The sequence below is a fragment of the Comamonas sp. FG99 genome, from assembly GCF_057808605.1.
Genome location: NZ_JBMDII010000062.1, coordinates 1 through 17,795 on the forward strand (window position 1 = coordinate 1; position 17,795 = coordinate 17,795).

Here is a 17,795-nt window from a genome sequence, read left to right on the forward strand (position 1 = left end):
AACACTCGACCAACGGATTAAGAGTCCGCTGCTCTACCAACTGAGCTAAGAGCCCCATTTTTGCTTACCCGCACCGCAAAGTGCGAAGACAGCGATTATGCACCAGTTTTGGGTGCGCTTCGGGAAAAATTCATGATTTTCCCGAAGATCGCTTGCCTGGCCTTACATCAGCAGGTGCTCGCCCTGGTTGTCGCCGCCCAGGATCACGTAGTTGACCTTGCGGATGTCCATGAGCTTCTTGCCGCCCGAGTAGCTGATGGAGGACTGCACGTCCTGCTGCATCTCGGTCAGCGTGTCGGACAGCTTGCCCTTGACCGGCTCCAGGATGCGCTTGCCTTCCACATGCTTGTACTCGCCCTTGTTGAAGTCCGAGGCCGAGCCGTAGTACTCCTTGAAGCGCTGGCCGTTTTCCTCGACCGTCTGGCCGGGCGACTCCTCGTGGCCGGCGAACAGCGAGCCGATCATGATCATGGTGGCGCCGAAGCGGATGCTCTTGGCGATGTCGCCGTGGCTGCGGATGCCGCCGTCGGCAATGATGGGCTTGGTGGCCACGCGGGCGCACCACTTGAGCGCCGACAGCTGCCAGCCGCCGGTGCCGAAGCCGGTCTTGAGCTTGGTGATGCAGACCTTGCCCGGGCCGATGCCGACCTTGGTCGCGTCGGCGCCCCAGTTCTCCAGGTCGATCACCGCCTCGGGCGTGCCCACGTTGCCGGCGATCACGAAGGCCGCGGGGATCTTGGCCTTCAGGTACTGGATCATGTTCTTCACGCTGTCGGCATGGCCGTGGGCGATGTCGATGGTGATGTACTCGGGGCAGATGCCTTCGGCCACGAAGCGGTCCACCGTGTCGTAGTCGGGCTGCTTCACGCCCAGCGAGATCGAGGCGAACAGGCCCTTGGACTGCATCTGCCTGGTGAAGGCCACGTTATCGATGTCGAAGCGGTGCATCACGTAGAAGAAACCGTTTTGCGCCAGGTAGCTGCAGATCTTCTCGTCCACCACCGTCTTCATGTTGGCCGGCACCACCGGCAGCTTGAAGCTGCGGCTGCCCAGCTCCACGCTGGTGTCGCATTCCGAGCGGCTTTCCACGCGGCACTTGCGGGGCAGCAAGAGGATATTGTCGTAGTCGAAGATTTCCATGAGTTCCAAGCTCCATGCAATAAATACAAGTGGGATGGGCGCTTGGTCTGGCAACCGGTGTCCGTGGTGCCGGCACATGGCGGCCGGGCACAAAAAACCGGGCCAAGAAAACTTGGGCCCGGTGATTGATTCTAGCAGCATCGGATCTCAGGCCGCGCAGCTGCCGCACAATACACCCATGTTTCCGAATGACCTGTTCGATGCCGCGCCGGCCCCCGGCAGCCCGGATGCGCAGCTGCCGCTGCTGCACAACCTCAACCCCGAGCAACTCGCCGCCGTGACCCTGCCCGAGGGGCACGCGCTGATCCTCGCGGGCGCGGGCTCGGGCAAGACGCGGGTGCTCACCACCCGCATCGCCTGGCTGCTGCAGACCGGCCGCGCCTCGCCGGGCGGCATCCTGGCGGTGACCTTCACCAACAAGGCCGCCAAGGAGATGCTGACCCGCCTGTCCGCGATGCTGCCGGTGAACGTGCGCGGCATGTGGATAGGCACCTTCCACGGCCTGTGCAACCGCCTGCTGCGCGCTCACCACCAGGCGGCGCAGCTGCCGCAGGGCTTCCAGATCCTCGACACCCAGGACCAGCTCTCGGCCGTCAAGCGGCTGTGCAAGCAGTTCAACGTCGACGAGGAGGCCTTCCCGCCCAAGCAGCTGCAATACTTCATCTCCGGCTGCAAGGAAGAGGGCATGCGCCCCGGCGACGTGCCCGCGCGCGACCAGAGCGACCGCAGGAAGGTCGAGCTGTACCAGCTCTACGAGGAGCAGTGCCAGCGCGAGGGCGTGGTCGACTTCGGCGAGCTGATGCTGCGCAGCTACGAGCTGCTGCGCGATAACGCGCCCATCCGCGAGCACTACCAGCGGCGCTTCCGCCACATCCTGGTCGACGAGTTCCAGGACACCAACCGCCTGCAGTACCTGTGGCTCAAGCAGCTGGCCGGCCACGAGGAGGGCGGGCGCTTCGTGGCCAGCGGCAGCGTGATCGCGGTGGGCGACGACGACCAGAGCATCTACGCCTTTCGCGGCGCGCGCGTGGGCAACATGCAGGACTTCGTGCGCGAGTTCGAGGTGCGCCAGCAGATCAAGCTGGAGCAGAACTACCGCAGCTACAGCAACATCCTCGACTCCGCCAACGCGCTCATCGCCAACAACCGCGGCCGCCTGGGCAAGAACCTGCGCACCACGCAGGGGCCGGGCGAGCCGGTGCGGGTGCACGAGGCGGTGACCGACCTGGCCGAGTCGCAGTGGATCGTCGAGGAGGTCAAGGCGCTGGTCAAGAGCGATGGCGTGGCGCGCCAGGAGATCGCCGTGCTCTACCGCAGCAACGCGCAAAGCCGCATCCTCGAGACCTCGCTGTTCAATGCCGGCGTGCCGTACCGCGTGTACGGCGGGCTGCGCTTTTTCGAGCGCGCCGAGATCAAGCATGCGCTCGCCTACCTGCGCCTGCTGGAGCAGCCGCACGACGACACCAGCTTCATGCGGGTGGTGAACTTTCCGCCGCGCGGCATCGGCGCGCGCAGCATCGAGCAACTGCAGGAGGCCGCGCGCGGCGCGGGCTGCTCGCTGCACGACGCGGTCACGCTGGTGGCGGGCAAGGCCGGCGCCAAGCTGCAGGCCTTCGTGGCGCTGGTGGACGTGCTGCGCGAAGAGACCCAGGGCGCCACGCTGCGCCAGACCATAGAGCGCATGCTCGATGCCAGCGGCCTGATCGAGCACTACCGTACCGAGAAGGAAGGCGCCGACCGCATCGACAACCTGGGCGAGCTGGTGACCGCGGCCGAGAGCTTCGTCACCCAGGAGGGCTTTGGCCGCGACGCGGTGGCGCTGCCGGCCGATGAGCTGGCCGACACCGCAGCGGGCCTGCCCGCCGCCGGGCAAAGCCCGGTGAGCCAGGGGCTGGACCCTGACCGGGCGGTGCTGGACGAGCCGCTGGCGCCTGCGCCGCCGCCCGCCCACCTGGTCAACCCCGATACCGGCGAGACCCTGTCGCCGCTGGTGGCCTTCCTGTCGCATGCGGCGCTGGAGGCGGGCGATAACCAGGCCCAGGCCGGGCAGGATGCGGTGCAGCTGATGACCGTGCATGCCAGCAAGGGGCTGGAGTTCGACGTGGTCTTCATCTCGGGCCTGGAAGAGGGCCTGTTCCCGCACGAGAACGCGATGAGCGACCAGCAGGGCCTGGAGGAAGAGCGTCGGCTGATGTACGTGGCCATCACGCGCGCGCGCCAGCGCCTGTACCTGAGCACCACGCAGACCCGCATGCTGCATGGCGCCACGCGCTACAACATCCGCAGCCGCTTCCTCGACGAGCTGCCCGAGCACGCGCTCAAGTGGATCACGCCCAAGCACTCGGGCTTTGGCAGCGGTATCGGCAGCCTGGCCTTCAGCTCAGGCGCGGGTGGTGGCGCATACCGGCCGGGCCCGGGCGGTGGCTTCGGCTCCAAGTCCGCCGGCCTGGAGCGCTTTGCCAGCCCGCCGCTGCCGCCGCAGAAGGCCGAGCCCGCGCATGGCATCAAGGTGGGGCTGCAGGTATTCCACAACAAGTTCGGCGAGGGCAAGGTGCTGGCCGTCGAAGGCCAGGGCGACGATGCGCGCGCGCAGGTGAACTTTCCGCGCCACGGCACCAAGTGGCTGGCGCTGGCCGTGGCCAAGCTGACGGTGGTGGACTAGCGGACTAGTCTTCCAGCGCCAGCGATCCGTCCGGCGCCTCGAAGCAGTCGCGGAAGCTGAACACGATGGAGGTCATGAACATCGCCGCCAGCATCAGCGAGCCCAGCACCATCAGGCCCACCGCCGCCCAGGTGCCCAGCAGGGAGCCCAGCAAGGTGGCGAGCAGCGCCAGCACCATGCCGAAGCCCAGGCTCACGCCCATCCAGACCAGGCCGAACATCGTGAAGGCCGCCATGTTGCGCAGGCAGGCCACCATGCTGAAGAACACCGCCTTCACCGCCGGCACCCGGTGCCAGTAAATCAGCCCCGGCGCATGCCAGAACAGCATGGACAGCGGCACGTACAGCGCCAGCGTCAGCAGCATCGCGAGCTGGAACTCGGGCTGCTCCACCACCTCGCGGCTGATCTCGCCGCCCATCAGGTTGAGCTTGGCGAACTGGCCGGCGTCCGCGATGCTGGAGATGCCCAGCACCACGACGAAGCCCAGCGCATACAGGCAGCCCAGCAGCACGAAGGCATTGCGGCGCTGCGGGTCCATGCGCAGCGCGCCGATGACGGTGCCCAGCGTGGGGCGCTCGCCTTGCAGCGTGACGGCCGCCGCCACCATCATCGCCAGCGTGGACAGCGGCAGCAGCCCCAGCGCCACGGCGGTGCCCACCATGGGGATGGAGCCTATCAGCGACATCAGCATCATGCTGAAGAAGAACAGGGAGGTCAGTGCCAGCGGCTGGGCAAAGAAGGTCTTGATGCCTGCTTGCACCCAGGCGGTGCCCTGGCGCGCGGTTGCGATGCGGAGTTTCATGCTGGTTGAACTGTAGCGCAGCGGCCAATGGGCGGCGCGGGCGGGGGTTTCCTACCAGGTGAACGGCGCGGCCACGCGCTGGCGCAGCACGCGTTCGAAGTGCGTGGGATCGTGGGGCTTGAGCATGCTGGCCTCGCGCGGCAGGTAGAAGTCCCACAGCCGCGAAATCCAGAAGCGCAGCGCGCCGGCGCGCAGCATGGCGTTGACCAGTTCGCGCTCGGGCGCCGTGAGCGGCCGCACTTCCTGGTAGCTGGCCAGCAGCGCCCGGGCGCGGGCCGGATCCATTTCGCCGCTGGCGAGATCGATGCACCAGTCGTTCATGCAGACCGCGATGTCGAACAGGAAGGTGTCCACGCCGGCAAAGTAGAAGTCGAAGATGCCGGTGAGCTGCTCGCCCTCGAACATGGCGTTGTCGCGGAACAGGTCGGCATGCACCGGCCCGCGCGGCAGCGCCTGGTAGGCGGCCGAGGCGGCGATGTGGTTCTGGTAGGCGAGCTCCGAACGCAGCAGCTCGGCGGCGGCCTGGTCCAGGTAGGGCAGCACCACCGGCACGGTTTCGTTCCACCACGGCAGGCCGCGCAGGTTGGGCTGCTGGCGCGGGTAGTCGCGCCCGGCCAGGTGCATGCGCGCCAGCATGCCGCCGAGCGAGCTGCAATGCGCCGCCTGCGGCGCCAGCTGGCTTTTGCCGGCAAGCTTGTTGACGATAGCGGCGGGCTTGCCCAGCACTTCGAGCAGGATGTCGCCGCTCTTGGCGTCGGCCTGGGGCTCGGGCACCGGAATGCCCGCCAGCGCCAGGTGCTTCATCAGGTACAGGTAGAAGGGCAGCTGCTCGGCGGTGAGGCGCTCGAACAGCGTGAGCACGTACTCGCCCTGGTCCGTGCTCAGGAAATAGTTGGTGTTCTCGATGCCGCCTTCGATGCCCCGCAGCGATTGCAACTGGCCCAGGGGTAGGCGGCGCAGCAAGGCCTTGGCGGCTTTTTCGGAAACTTCGGTGAAAACGGCCATGGGACGACGATCCGCAAAACAAAGCCAGCCGAAGGCGGCTGGCTGGTAGGTAAAAAGCGGATTATCGCCGAAGGATCAGAAACTGCCGAACTTCCAGACGCGCGGATTCTGGTTGGTGCCCTCGTTGAAGCCCTTGGCCCGGTTGCGCACGCCGTCGGACGGGGTGACCTCGTAGGCCGGCATGTTGCCGGTCTTGGGCTGGACGGTGATGCTCTGTGTCTGGCCGCCGATGCGCACCTCGTCCACGCGGCTGCCGGCATCCTCGACATGCAGGTGCTCGGCCTTCTGGTTGCGCTTGTCGTTGGGCTCCGTGCTCGGGGTGTCCGCGCTCGCGGGTGGCGCGGATGCCGCAGGCGCTTCGGCGGCAGGCTCTGCCGTGGCGGCGCTGCCGGCCGTCTGGGCGTGAACGGTGCCGGCCACCAGGCCGGCCAAAAGGAAAAGAACAGGTGCGCGCATGTGCCGATTGTAGTTTGCGCGCCGCCGTCTGCATACACGGCACAATGTCAGCATGAGTAATAGCAGCAATCTCGTGCTGGTCGATGGCTCCAGCTATCTGTACCGCGCCTTCCATGCCATGCCCGATCTGCGCGCGGTGCCGGGTGACCCCTCGAGCGCCGCCACCGGGGCGATCCGGGGCATGATCAACATGATGCAGGCGCTGGCCAAGGAGGTGCGGGCCGACTATGCCGCCTGCGTGTTCGATGCCAGCGGGCCCACCTTCCGCGACGACATCTATCCGGAATACAAGTCCCACCGCCCGCCCATGCCCGACGATCTGCGCAGCCAGATCGAGCCCATCCACGAGGTGGTGCGCCTGCTGGGCTGGCCGGTGCTGGCGATCCAGGGCGTCGAGGCCGACGACGTGATCGGCACGCTGGCGCGCAGCGCGGCCGCCCAGGGCATGAACGTGGTCATCTCCAGCGGCGACAAGGACTTGTCGCAGCTGGTGGACGAGCACGTCACCATCATCGACACGATGAACGGCAAGAAGCGCGACGTGGCCGGCGTGACCGCCGAGTTCGGCGTGCCGCCCGCGCTGATGGTCGACTTTCAGACCCTGGTCGGCGACGCCGTGGACAACGTGCCCGGCGTGCCCAAGGTCGGCCCCAAGACGGCGGCCAAGTGGCTGCAGGAATACGGCTCGCTCGAGCAGCTGATGGCCCGGGCCGGCGAGATCAAGGGCGTGGCCGGCCAGAACCTGCGCGACACGCTGGCCTGGCTGCCCACGGGGCGCCGGCTGGTCACCATCAAGACCGATTGCGACGGGCTGCCTGCGCTCGACGCGCTGGCGCTGCAAAAGCCTGCCGAGGCTGAGCTGCTGGCGTTCTACGAGCGCTATGGTTTCCGCACGCTGGCACGCTCCGCCAAGGAGGCGCGGGAGACGGCCGCGCCCGAGCCGGGCGGCACCGGCGACCTGTTTGCGGCCGCCGAGCCAGCCGAGGCCGCGCCGGCCACCCGCTACGATGTCGTGCTCGACTGGGATGCCTTCGAGCGCTGGCTGCACCAGATCGAGGCCGCGCCGCTGACGGCCATCGACACCGAGACCACCTCGCTCGACGAGGAGCTGGCCGGCATCGTCGGCATCAGCCTGAGCACGCAGGTGGGCGAGGCCGCCTACATACCGCTGCGCCACGAGGGCGTGGACGTGCCGCAGCAGCTGCCTTTCGACGAGGTGCTGGCGCGGCTCAAGCCCTGGCTGGAAAACCCGGCGCGCAAGAAGCTGGGCCAGCACATCAAATACGACCGCCATGTGTTCGCCAACCACGGCATCGAGGTGCAGGGCTATGCGCACGACACCATGCTGCAAAGCTATGTGCTCGAAGTGCACAAGCCCCATGGCCTGGCCAGCCTGGCCGAGCGCCATACCGGCCGCGTGGGGCTGAACTACGAAGACCTGTGCGGCAAGGGCGCGCACCAGATCCCGTTCAGCCAGGTGCCGGTGGACAGGGCCACGCAGTATTCCTGCGAAGACTCGGACCTGACGCTGAACGTGCACCAGGTGCTGTGGCCGCAGCTGGAGGCCAATGGACTGCTGCGCGGCATCTACGAGCTGGAGATGGCGACCAGCGAGGCGCTGTTCCGCGTGGAGCGCAACGGCGTGCTGATCGACGCGCAGGAGCTGGCGGCGCAAAGCCATGCGCTGGGCCAGCGCATCGTGGCGCTGGAGCAGCAGGCCTACGAGATTGCCGGCCAGCCCTTCAATCTGGCCAGCCCCAAGCAGCTGGGCGAGATCTTCTTCGACAAGCTGGGCCTGCCGGTCATCAAGAAGACCGCCACCGGCGGGCGCAGCACCGACGAGGAGGTGCTGGAGAAGCTGGCGCTGGACTACCCGCTGCCGGCCAAGATCCTGGAGCACCGCAGCCTCTCCAAGCTCAAGGGCACCTATACCGACAAGCTGGCGCTGATGGTGTCGCCGCGCACCGGCCGCGTGCACACCCACTATGCGCAGGCGGTGGCGGTGACCGGGCGGCTGTCGAGCAACGACCCCAACCTGCAGAACATCCCGGTGCGCACCGCCGAGGGCCGGCGCATCCGCGAGGCCTTCATCGCGCCCGAGGGCCGGCTCATCGCCAGTGCCGACTATTCGCAGATCGAGCTGCGCATCATGGCCCACATCAGCGGCGACGAGAACCTGCTCAAGGCCTTCCGCGACGGCGTGGACGTGCACCGCGCCACCGCTTCCGAGGTGTTCGGCGTGGCGCCCGGCGAGGTCAGCAGCGAGCAGCGCCGCTATGCCAAGGTCATCAACTTCGGGCTGATCTACGGCATGAGCAGCTTTGGGCTGGCGCGCAACCTGGGCATAGAGAACAAGGCCGCCGCGGCCTACATCGACAAGTACTTCCAGCGCTACCCGGGCGTGAAGGCCTACATGGACGAGACCAAGGCCCAGGCCAAGGAGCGCGGCTATGTCGAGACCGTGTTCGGCCGGCGCCTGTACCTGCCCGAGATCAACTCGCCCAACGGCCCGCGCCGCAGCGCCGCCGAGCGCGCGGCCATCAACGCCCCCATGCAGGGCACCGCGGCCGACCTGATCAAGAAGGCCATGGTGCGGGTGCAGCAGGTGCTGGATGCGCAAAATCCCGAGGTGCTGATGATCATGCAGGTGCACGACGAACTGGTGTTCGAGCTGCCTGCATCGCAGCAGGACTGGGTGCGCGAGACCATTGCGCGGCTGATGGCCGAGGTGGCCGAGCTGCGGGTGCCGCTGGTGGCCGAAGTGGGCGTGGGCCCCAGCTGGGAAAAAGCGCATTGAAGAGGGTAATGCCGCTCACTTAAGCTAGTGAACGGCATGAACCTCTTGGGAGCCCCAGCGTAGCGGGCAAGCGTGAAGCCTTGTCTTGAGGCCAGAGGCCGGGGCGAGTCCCGGCCTCTGCCTTCCAACCTGCGCACTGGCTGGCAGCAGCTTTGGCTTGCTAAGTGAACGGCATTACATTGAAGAGGGCGCATTGACGAGGGCGCATTGAGCCCGCGTGCCTCTCAGCCGCCGGCCGGGCAGGCCGGCTGCGCCTGGCGCGGCCCGAGCGGGCGGCGCTCGAAGATCAGGAAGCTGGCCGCGGCCAGCGTCCACGCGCCCAGCCCGCCGTAGAGCATCACCTGGCCGAAGCCCTGCGCCAGCGCGGCCTGCAGCGCCGCGCCCGTGGGGTCGAAGGCGGCCAGGGCGCGCACTTCCTCCGCCCCCAGGTTGCCCGCCGCGATCCGCTCGGCCAGCGCATGGAGCGGCAGCGCCTCGGCCGCCGCCGGCAGCGCGCGCCGCAAGTGCGCGGCGATGCCCTGCAGCAGGATGAAGCCCATCATCGCGATGTTCAGCGCCAGCGTGATCAGCCGTGCGCTGATGTCTATGCCCGAGGCCATGCCGGCGCGCGCGCTTGGCACCGCGCCGGTGGTGGTGCTGGTCACCGGGGTGTTGGTCAGGCCCAGGCCGATGCCGGCCAGCACGCAGCCCGGCAGCAGGCTGAGCCAGCTCGGCTGCGCCGCCTGGCTGCCCAGCTTCATCAGCACGAAGCCCAGGCCGATGGTGAACAGCCCGAGCGGGATCACCCGGCTCGCGTGGTAGCGCAGCGCCAGCCGCTCGGCCAGCGGCGGCACCAGCAGCGTGGGCAGCGTATAGGCCAGCAGCGACAGCCCGGCGGGCACCACGCCGTAGCCCAGGCCGCTCTGGAAGTAGACCGGCAGGTAGATCACGAACGGCCAGAAGCTGAAATTCATGCCGATGGAGCCCATGATCGCGCCCGAGAAATCGCGGATGCGAAAGACCCCGAAATCGAACATCGGTTGCGCGCTGCCGCGCTCCACCAGCACAAAGGCCGTGAAGCACGCCACCGATGCGGCCAGGATGGCGAGCGCGCTGCGGCTGGCGAAGCCCAGCGCCGGACCCTGGGTGATGAAGTAGCTCAGGCCGAAGACGGCCAGCGACAGCAGGGCGATGCCGGGCAGGTCGAGCCGGCCGGGCTGCGGGTCGCGCGACTCGCGCACGCTGGCGAAGATCAGCGCCAGGGTCAGCGCCGACAGCGGGGCATGCGCCAGGAAGACCCAGCGCCAGTCCGACAGCGCCACGATCAGCGCGCCGACGATCGGCCCGAAGCCCAGCCCGATGCCCGCCACGATGCCCCACACCGCGAACGCGCGCGCCCGCTCGGCGCCCTGCGGAAACTGGTGCGACAGTATCGCGAACTGGCAGATCAGCATGGCGCCGCCGCCCACGCCCTGGGCCAAGCGCGCCGCGATCAGCAGCGGCGCGCTGGTGGCCAGCCCGCAGGCCAGCGAACTCAGGCCGAACAGCGACAGGCTCAGCACCAGCATGCGCCGGCGCCCGTAGCGGTCGGCCAGAGTGCCCGCCGCCATCAGCACGGTGGTGCAGGCGATGGTGTAGGCGTTCATGATCCACTGCGCATCGCGGAAGTCGGCGTGCAGCACCTCCTCCAGCGTATTCAGGATGATGGGCACGCTGGAGTTCTCCAGGCCGAACATCAGTGCCACCAGGCACAGGGCGATGAGGGCGGTGGCATTGCCGCGGCTTTGCGCCGGCTGCGGCGGTGGCGGAGTGGCTGGCATGGCGGTAAACCTCCAATGGACGATTGAACATGGGCGCGGGCTGCGAAGCTGCGACCCGCGGAAGTCGATGGCCCAATGTATAGGGAATAATTTTCCTTATTGGTGATTTATTATTCGATGATTGGGTCTCTGAAAGACCGAATAAAGCAATGCGAGGAACACCCCATGGATGACCGCTTCGATGGCATCGCCACCTTTTTGCACATCGTCGACAGCGGCAGCCTGACCCTGGCGGCCGAGCGCCTGAACCTCACCCGCTCGGCGGTGGGCAAGGCGCTGGCGCGGCTGGAAGGCCGGCTGGGCGTGCGCTTGCTGCACCGCACCACGCGCAGTCAGCGCCTGACCGAGGACGGCCAGGCCTACTACGAGCACTGCCTGCGCGCCCAGGCCGAACTCGAGGCCGCCGAGGCGGGGCTGGAGGGCGGCCAGCGCGAGCCGCGCGGCACGCTGCGGGTGAGCGTGCCGATGGCGTTTGGCCACCACTACGCGGCGCCGGCGCTGCTGGGGCTGGCGCTGCGCTTCGAGCGGCTGCATGTCGACATCCGCTTCGGCGACCGCATCGTCGATCTGGCGCAGGAGGGGTTCGACCTGGCGGTGCGCATCGGCGACCTGCCCGACAGCGACCAGCTGGTGGCGCGCCGCCTCGGTGTCCAGGCGGTCGGCCTGGCTGCCGCGCCGGCCTACCTGGCCCGCCACGGCACGCCGGACAGCGTGGATGCGCTGGCGCGCCATCGGCGCATCGGCTACAGCGGCGCCGGTGCCGAATGGGGCTGGGAGGTGCAGGGCCTGGACGGCAGGGCGCGGCCGATGCAGCTGCACGCCAGCCTCAGCCTGGACAATGTGCAGGCCATGGCCGATGCCGCCATCGCCGGCCTGGGCCTGGCCTGGCTGCCGACTTGGCTGCGCGCCCGCTATGTGCAGGAGGGGCTGCTGGTGCCGGTGCTCGACAGCTACCGCGCCCGCCCGCGGCCGGTGCACGCCGTATGGCTGCGCACTCGCCACCTGCCGGCAAAGACCCGCTGCGCCATCGATGCGCTGGTGGCCTGCATTCCGCCGCGCATGGCGGCGCCCTGACATTCGGCAAATTTTCTCGCGCGGGGCTTGACAGCTGCTGTAGGCTGAAAACATGGGTCCGTGTGCCGGGCCCCCGTTTCTGCGAGAATTCGCAGGGTTCGCCTGCGAAGGCATATGATTGAAGCGTAGATAGCTATGATATTGGGAGCGATCATTCTGGCCACCCTGGCTGCCGGACTGGGCAGCGTCTGGGTGGCCGCTTTGTTGATGCGGCTGAGCGGCCGCAGCCGCTCGGACGCCATGCCCCAGCGCCTGCTGAGCCTGGCGGCGGGGGCGCTGCTGGCCACTGCGTTCATGCACCTGTTGCCCGAGGCCTTCGAGAGCGGCCAGGAGCCGCATGCGCTGTTCGCCACGCTGCTGATCGGCGTGGTGTTCTTCTTTCTGCTCGACAAGGCCGAGCTGTGGCACCACGGCCATGAGCATGCCCACCATGGGCCCGCGCATGGCGCGCATGCGCACCACCACGATCACGGCCACCACCCTGCGCATGGCCACGGCCATGGCGCCGCGGGCGGCTGGTCGGTGCTGGCGGGCGACAGCGTGCACTGCTTTGGCGACGGCATCCTGATCGCCTCGGCCTTCCTGGCCGACCCCTGGCTGGGCGCGGTCGCGGCGCTGTCGGTGCTGGCGCACGAGGTGCCGCACCACATGGGCGACCTGGTGGTGCTGGGCCGGGGGCGCGGCGCTGCGCTGCTCAAGCTGTCGCTGGCGGGCGCGGTGACCGCGCTAGGCGGCGTGGCGGGCTATTTCCTGGTGCAGTCGCTCGAAGGCGTGCTGCCGTATTTCCTGGTGGTGGCGTCCAGCAGCTTCATCTACGTGGCGCTGGCCGACCTGATACCGCAGCTGCAGCGCCGGCTGACCATGAGCCAGACCGTGCAGCAGGTGCTGTCGCTGGTGCTGGGCATGGTGGTGGTAATGCTGGTGAGCGGCCTGGCGCACCACGGGCATGCGCATTGAAGAGGCTGAGGATTGTGCGTTGAGCGTTTTGCGTGAAGACCGGGGTTAGGCTGGCGCTCAACGCCAGCGCTCAAGCTTGCCTGGGGTCGTGCACCAGGTCGGCATGGGCTACCGCGTACTTCACCAGCGCGGCCTGGCCCTCGATGCCGAGCTTGCGGCGCAGGTGCAGGCGGTGGGTCTCCACGGTGCGCACCGACATGCCCATCAGCTGTGCGATCTGCTTGTTCGAGTGGCCCTGCGACACCCATTGCAGCACGCCGGCCTCGCGCGGGGTGAGGCGCTTGCCGGACGAGGGCTCGGGCAGCATGTCCGCGAGCAGGTGCTCGATGCCGGGGCTGAAGTAGCGGCCGCCGCCGTACACGGTGTCGATGGCCTCGATCAGGCACTGCGCGGGCGCGTCCTTGAGCACATAGCCCTGGGCGCCCAGCGACAGGGCGCGGCGCACGTATTCCGGGTCTTCGTGCATCGACAGCACCAGCACCCGCACCTGCGGAAACTGCTCGCGGAACTGGGCTGCGAGGTGGATGCCGCTGGCGCCCGGCATGCGGATGTCGGTGATCACGATGTCGGGCTCCAGCAGCTGCGCCATCGGCAGCGCCTCGGCGACGCTGCCGGCCTCGCCGGCGACGCGGATGTGCTCGGTCGCCTCCAGCCGCATGCGCACGCCGTCGCGCACGAAGGGGTGGTCGTCCACCAGGAGAATCCGGATCGTAGAGGTCATCATGGTGCGCTGGGGGCGGGTTGGAGTGGGGGTGTTGCGGCCGGGGCATCGGCCGCCATATCGGGCGCCAGGTTCAGCACGGCGACGATGCGGGTGCCGTGGCGGTTGGAGCTGAGCGCAAAGCGCCCGCCCAGGCCCTCGATGCGCTCGCGCATGTTGCGCAGGCCGATGCCGCCCTGGCCGTCGCGTTGCACGCGGCGCAGGTCGAACCCCTGGCCGTCGTCGCGCACCTCCAGCAGAACGCAGCGGCGGTGGAAATGCAGCGCCACGTCGATGCGCGAGGCCCGGGCATGGGCCTGCGCATTGTTCACCGCCTCCTGCACCACGCGGAACAGCGCGGTGCCGTGGCTGGTGGGCAGCTGCCGCACCTGGCCGTGGGTGCTGAAATGCATGCTGATGCCGCCCTGGGCGCAGACCTGCTCGCTCATCAGCGCGAGCGCCGCGGTCAGCCCCAGGTCGTCGAGCAGCGCGGGGCGCAGCGCATGGGAGACGCGGCGGATTTCGAGCAGCGCATGGTTCAGGCGCTCCAGCCCCTGGTCGAGCGCGTGGCGCGGCACGGCCTGCGCTGGCGGTTGCGAGTGCTGCTGTGAATGCTGCGGGGAGTGCCGCTGCCATTGCGACTGGGCGGTCTCCAGCAGGAATTTGGAGGACACCAGCACCTGTACCACGCCGTCGTGCAGCTCGCGTGCCACGCGTACCCGCTCCTCCTCCTGCGAATGGACCACGCGCTGCGCCAGGCGGCGCAGCTTGGTGCTGGAGACGCGGTGGTCGCTGAGGTTGAGCGCCATGCCGGCGGCACCGATCAGCACCATGCACAGCGCCGCGATCGCGTAGATGCGCCAGCGCGTGGCGGCGATGTTCTGCTGGGCCTGCTCGTCGATCTTGCGCAGCGCGTCCTGCACATCGTCCAGGTACAGGCCGGTGCCTACCGACCAGCCCCAGTAGGGCACCAGGCTGACATAGCCCAGCTTGGGAGCGACCGCCTGCGACGAGGGCTTCTGCCAGTCGTAGCGCACCAGGCCGCCGCCGCTCCTGGCCTTGTCGAGGATGAGCTTGGCCGGCACCGCGCCCGTGGGGCTGTTGGGGTCGCACAGGTCCACGCCCGACAGGCCCATCTGCTGTTCGTTGAGCAGGATATTGCCGTCGCGGTCGTAGACGAAGAAATAGCCATCCTTGCCGAACTGCATCCGGGCCAGCATGGACAGCGCCTGGCGCTGCTGCAGCGCGGTGTCCTCGCCGTTGCTCATGATGCGGGTCAGCGCGCTGTGGGCCAGCTGCACATAGTGGCGCAGCTCGGTTTCCTTGCTGCTCAGGTAGGCCGACTCGACCAGCACGCGCTCCTGCCGGGCAAGCTCCAGCGTCTGCTTTTGCACCGTGATCGCCACCAGGCCCAGCGCCAGCAGCACCGGAATGACGCACAGAAACATCAGCTTGAGGCGGAGTTGCATATAGGGCTACAAGGAATGATAGGGCTGGTTTTTAATGCATGCCGCAGCAGCAGGCCAGTCCGGAGCGCGACAGGATACCGCATGAACCGTAGGCAAGAATACAGGCGGCAAACGTTTGCATGGGCTGCATGGAACTGTTTTGGCGAAAATGGTGCCAATTGAAATTTCAGGCTTCAATATGGTGCAGTGCATGATAGATTTCAGGGCACGAACTGGTTATAAGCGCGGCCTCCATCCGAGTAGGCTTCTGTGAAGTATTGTTGCTCCTCCTTCGGGGTGCACGATAGCGCAAATTCCATGCCACACAAAATGCTTGTTGCAATTTATCGCAATTTCTTCGGCCTGGCTCAGGGAAAAACTTACGTGGCAATACGTAGATGCCATTTCTGCGTAGTGCTGCGTAAGGGAAAAAATGATTATCGCCAGCTAATCCGGCTGCATAGAATTTCTCCCATGGACCGATTATCGGATGTTTGATTCTGATTGATTTCAATATCCGAAGCGGGCGCGCACAAGGTCCTGAAAATGCCAGGGCATGGATATGCCCGAGCAGGTGCGCGGTTTTCAAGTCTTGGGGAGGTATTCCATGGGTATTCGAGTGAATATGCGCCGGTTGGCGGTCTTGTGCGGCACGGGCGTGCTGGCGGCGGGGCTGGCCGGATGTGCCGCGCCGGGCAAGCGCGAGGTGCTGTCCACCACGCAGATCTATCCGGCGATCGGGCCGTATTCGCAGATGGTGGCGCACGGCAACACCATCTATTTCTCGGGAGTGCTGCCGCTCAATGCCGCCGGCAACGCGGTGAACGGCACCACCATCGAGGCCCAGACCCGGGCCGTGCTCGACTTCATCGGCGCCAAGCTGCGCTCGCAGGGCCTGGGCTACGAGGATGTGCTGGCCACCACGGTCTACATGAAGGACTTGAACGAGTTCGCCGCCATGAACAAGGTCTATGGCGAGTACTTCAAGTCGGCGGCGCCCGCGCGCGCCACTGTGGAGGTCGCGCGCCTGCCGCGCGACGTGAAGATCGAGATCGCGGCCGTCGTGGGCCGCCGTTGAGCAACGCTTGTCTGGATGGAGTCACCATGAACCAAGAAACCACTTCGATGACGATGGCCGGGCAGCCTGCCTGCGATATGCCCGAAGGCCTGGGCGATACGAGCAAATGGACGGCCAAGCGGCGCGATTTCCTGCGCATCCTCGGCTGGGGCGCGGGCGCCACGGCCCTGGGGCCGCTGGTGGCGGCCTGCGGCAGCGGCAATGCGCAGACGGCGGCCGACGCGCTGCGCGTGCAGCTCATGCAGGACGAGGCCTTCTGGAGCAACGTGCAGAACATGTTCGTGCTCAACCCGGACAAGACCTTCATGAACATCGGCACCGCCGGCTCCATGCCCAAGCTGGTGCTGGACGTGTTCGACACCGAAAACCGCAAGAAGGCGGCCGAATCGGGCAATGGCTACACCAACCACCTGGCGCTGCGCCAGGCGGTGGCGCCCAGCTTCGGCGTCGATGCCGAGGAACTGGCCTTCTCGGCCAACACCTCGTCCGGCATGTGCCATGCCATCCTGGGCCTGGACTGGAAGGCGGGCGACGTGGTCGTCACCACCAACCACGAGCACGGCGGCGGCGACACCCCGCTCAACATCGCGAAGGACCGCTACGGCATCGAGATCTCGCGCATCGCCATGCCGGTGGGCAACAACCAGACGGCCGCCACCTACGTGGAGCTGTTCGACAAGCGCATCACTGAGCTCAAGGCGGCGGGCAAGAACGTGCGCGCGATGATGTGGTCCGCACCCACCTACAAGACCGGCACCATGCTGCCGATCGCTGACCTGATGACCGTGGTCAAGAAGCATGGCCTGATCAGCATCGTCGACGGCGCCCACCTGCCCGGCATGATGGCCTACAACTACGCCGACCTGGGCATGGACTTCATGTCGGGCGCCGGCCACAAGTGGCAGTGCGGCCCGGGCTCCACCGGCATCCTCATCATCCGCAACAAGGTGCGCGCCTCCAACCCGCTGCCGCTGCCCAAGTGGTATCCGGTGCACACCAGCAGCTACAACGCGGCCGACCGCAACTCCACGAGCTACGACGTGGCGGGCTCGGTCACCACCTGCGGTAGCACCCATACGCCGATGTTCCAGGCCCTGGCGCAGGCCTGCCAGCAGTGGGACGAGATCGGCCGCAAGAAGATCGAGACCTATGACCTGACGCTGGCCTCGTACCTGAAGGAGAGGATCACCGAGCGCTGGGGCGTGGACTCGCTGTACTCGCCCAAGGACGATCCCAAGCTGCTGTCGGCGCTGACCTCGTTCAACCCCTTCTACAAGAAGAACAAGGACGACATCATGGACTCCGCCAAGTCCAACGCCTTCGTCTCGCGCATGCTCAGCGACTATCCGCAGCACTTCATCATCCGCAATGCCAACTTCGCGGTGATCGGCGCGCCCAAGGACCACTATGGCGTGCGCGTGTCCACCCACCTGTGGCACGACGCGAACGACGTGGACAAGCTGGTCGACGCGATGTGGGATCTGGCGAACAAGATGTGAGGCCGGAGGCGGCGGGAGCCGCCGTGCGCAGTACCGCTGCCCCGCTTTCGCCCCGGCCCAAGGCCGGGGCGAAGTTCTTTTAAAAAAGATAGCAGCTAGCGCTTTATCCGATTGGTTTTTGGATGGATTTCTATTTGAACCTTCTATGAGGCAAGCGCCAGGCGCTCTTAAAAAGGACCCCCCACGCTTGCCCACTGCGTGTGGCCGCTGCCCCGAGGGGGTAATGCCGTTCACTTAGCAAGCCGAAGCTGCGACCAGCCAAATGGGGAGGGCCAAGCACACGGGCCACCGCTTTGCTCGGCCTGGCTTTGTGGGGCCGAGCAAAGCGACGGCCCGAAAGGCGGTTCACCCCCCATCTAGCCGTGGCGAGAAGCGCAG

The 17,795-nt window shown here is 67.1% G+C and carries 13 protein-coding genes; 6 read left to right on the forward strand and 7 right to left on the reverse strand.

Translation table 11 applies throughout. The annotated features are described in order from the left end of the window. Window positions 1–162: 162 nt before the first annotated feature. Window positions 163–1,140: a GMP reductase gene (locus ACODRX_RS24810; protein WP_488874222.1), complete on the reverse strand. Its 978-nt coding sequence runs from the start codon at window positions 1,138–1,140 to the stop codon at window positions 163–165. 178 nt (window positions 1,141–1,318) lie between these two features. On the opposite strand from ACODRX_RS24810, the gene ACODRX_RS24815 reads away from it, so the two are divergent. Continuing rightward, window positions 1,319–3,802 (forward strand): UvrD-helicase domain-containing protein, encoded by a 2,484-nt coding sequence (locus ACODRX_RS24815; protein WP_488874223.1) that lies wholly within the window; start codon window positions 1,319–1,321, stop codon window positions 3,800–3,802. 4 nt (window positions 3,803–3,806) lie between these two features. Here ACODRX_RS24815 and ACODRX_RS24820 read toward each other — a convergent pair whose 3' ends face one another. From ACODRX_RS24820 to ACODRX_RS24830, 3 genes are all read right to left on the reverse strand, one after another. Next, window positions 3,807–4,604, reverse strand: a complete 798-nt coding sequence (locus ACODRX_RS24820) for a BPSS1780 family membrane protein (RefSeq protein WP_488874224.1) — start codon at window positions 4,602–4,604, stop codon at window positions 3,807–3,809. Window positions 4,605–4,655: 51 nt separating this feature from the next. Continuing rightward, complete coding sequence (locus ACODRX_RS24825) at window positions 4,656–5,609, reverse strand: homoserine kinase (protein WP_488874225.1); 954 nt, start codon at window positions 5,607–5,609, stop codon at window positions 4,656–4,658. Between the two features lie 75 nt (window positions 5,610–5,684). Further along, the gene (locus ACODRX_RS24830) at window positions 5,685–6,065 is read right to left on the reverse strand and encodes a hypothetical protein (RefSeq protein ID WP_488874226.1); all 381 of its coding nucleotides are present in this window, start codon (window positions 6,063–6,065) and stop codon (window positions 5,685–5,687) included. A gap of 52 nt (window positions 6,066–6,117) precedes the next feature. Here ACODRX_RS24830 and polA point away from each other — a divergent pair, with 52 nt between their 5' ends. Beyond that, complete coding sequence (gene polA, locus ACODRX_RS24835) at window positions 6,118–8,862, forward strand: DNA polymerase I (protein WP_488874227.1); 2,745 nt, start codon at window positions 6,118–6,120, stop codon at window positions 8,860–8,862. 224 nt (window positions 8,863–9,086) lie between these two features. Here the strand turns inward: polA and ACODRX_RS24840 are convergent, their stop codons facing one another. Then, the gene (locus tag ACODRX_RS24840) at window positions 9,087–10,661 is read right to left on the reverse strand and encodes an MFS transporter (protein WP_488874228.1); all 1,575 of its coding nucleotides are present in this window, start codon (window positions 10,659–10,661) and stop codon (window positions 9,087–9,089) included. Window positions 10,662–10,826: 165 nt separating this feature from the next. Here ACODRX_RS24840 and ACODRX_RS24845 point away from each other — a divergent pair, with 165 nt between their 5' ends. Continuing rightward, the gene (locus ACODRX_RS24845) at window positions 10,827–11,735 is read left to right on the forward strand and encodes a LysR family transcriptional regulator (RefSeq protein ID WP_488874229.1); all 909 of its coding nucleotides are present in this window, start codon (window positions 10,827–10,829) and stop codon (window positions 11,733–11,735) included. A 135-nt stretch (window positions 11,736–11,870) separates the two neighbouring features. Beyond that, window positions 11,871–12,692 carry a ZIP family metal transporter gene (locus ACODRX_RS24850; RefSeq protein ID WP_488874230.1) on the forward strand — a complete coding sequence of 274 codons (822 nt, stop codon included), beginning with the start codon at window positions 11,871–11,873 and terminating at the stop codon, window positions 12,690–12,692. A gap of 70 nt (window positions 12,693–12,762) precedes the next feature. Here the strand turns inward: ACODRX_RS24850 and ACODRX_RS24855 are convergent, their stop codons facing one another. Then, the gene (locus tag ACODRX_RS24855) at window positions 12,763–13,413 is read right to left on the reverse strand and encodes a response regulator (protein ID WP_488874233.1); all 651 of its coding nucleotides are present in this window, start codon (window positions 13,411–13,413) and stop codon (window positions 12,763–12,765) included. Continuing rightward, window positions 13,413–14,861, reverse strand: coding sequence for a cache domain-containing protein (locus tag ACODRX_RS24860; RefSeq protein WP_488874231.1), 1,449 nt, complete (start codon window positions 14,859–14,861; stop codon window positions 13,413–13,415). The genes ACODRX_RS24855 and ACODRX_RS24860 overlap by 1 nt, the downstream gene beginning before the upstream one ends. Before the next feature lie 586 nt (window positions 14,862–15,447). Here ACODRX_RS24860 and ACODRX_RS24865 point away from each other — a divergent pair. Together ACODRX_RS24865 and ACODRX_RS24870 are read left to right on the forward strand one after the other, a co-directional pair. Continuing rightward, a complete protein-coding gene (locus ACODRX_RS24865; RefSeq protein WP_488874232.1) occupies window positions 15,448–15,918 on the forward strand; it encodes a Rid family detoxifying hydrolase in 471 nt (156 codons plus the stop codon). 47 nt (window positions 15,919–15,965) lie between these two features. After that, window positions 15,966–17,417, forward strand: coding sequence for an aminotransferase class V-fold PLP-dependent enzyme (locus ACODRX_RS24870; RefSeq protein ID WP_488874234.1), 1,452 nt, complete (start codon window positions 15,966–15,968; stop codon window positions 17,415–17,417). Window positions 17,418–17,795 lie beyond the last annotated feature (378 nt).

What these genes read in the sequence shown, in the direction of transcription:
- ACODRX_RS24810 (WP_488874222.1), bottom strand. Translation starts at nt 1,140, where the DNA reads ATGGAAATCTTCGACTACGACAATATCCTCTTGCTGCCCCGCAAGTGC.
- ACODRX_RS24815 (WP_488874223.1), top strand. Translation starts at nt 1,319, where the DNA reads ATGTTTCCGAATGACCTGTTCGATGCCGCGCCGGCCCCCGGCAGCCCG.
- ACODRX_RS24820 (WP_488874224.1), bottom strand. Translation starts at nt 4,604, where the DNA reads ATGAAACTCCGCATCGCAACCGCGCGCCAGGGCACCGCCTGGGTGCAA.
- ACODRX_RS24825 (WP_488874225.1), bottom strand. Translation starts at nt 5,609, where the DNA reads ATGGCCGTTTTCACCGAAGTTTCCGAAAAAGCCGCCAAGGCCTTGCTG.
- ACODRX_RS24830 (WP_488874226.1), bottom strand. Translation starts at nt 6,065, where the DNA reads ATGCGCGCACCTGTTCTTTTCCTTTTGGCCGGCCTGGTGGCCGGCACC.
- polA (WP_488874227.1), top strand. Translation starts at nt 6,118, where the DNA reads ATGAGTAATAGCAGCAATCTCGTGCTGGTCGATGGCTCCAGCTATCTG.
- ACODRX_RS24840 (WP_488874228.1), bottom strand. Translation starts at nt 10,661, where the DNA reads ATGCCAGCCACTCCGCCACCGCCGCAGCCGGCGCAAAGCCGCGGCAAT.
- ACODRX_RS24845 (WP_488874229.1), top strand. Translation starts at nt 10,827, where the DNA reads ATGGATGACCGCTTCGATGGCATCGCCACCTTTTTGCACATCGTCGAC.
- ACODRX_RS24850 (WP_488874230.1), top strand. Translation starts at nt 11,871, where the DNA reads ATGATATTGGGAGCGATCATTCTGGCCACCCTGGCTGCCGGACTGGGC.
- ACODRX_RS24855 (WP_488874233.1), bottom strand. Translation starts at nt 13,413, where the DNA reads ATGACCTCTACGATCCGGATTCTCCTGGTGGACGACCACCCCTTCGTG.
- ACODRX_RS24860 (WP_488874231.1), bottom strand. Translation starts at nt 14,861, where the DNA reads ATGCAACTCCGCCTCAAGCTGATGTTTCTGTGCGTCATTCCGGTGCTG.
- ACODRX_RS24865 (WP_488874232.1), top strand. Translation starts at nt 15,448, where the DNA reads ATGGGTATTCGAGTGAATATGCGCCGGTTGGCGGTCTTGTGCGGCACG.
- ACODRX_RS24870 (WP_488874234.1), top strand. Translation starts at nt 15,966, where the DNA reads ATGACGATGGCCGGGCAGCCTGCCTGCGATATGCCCGAAGGCCTGGGC.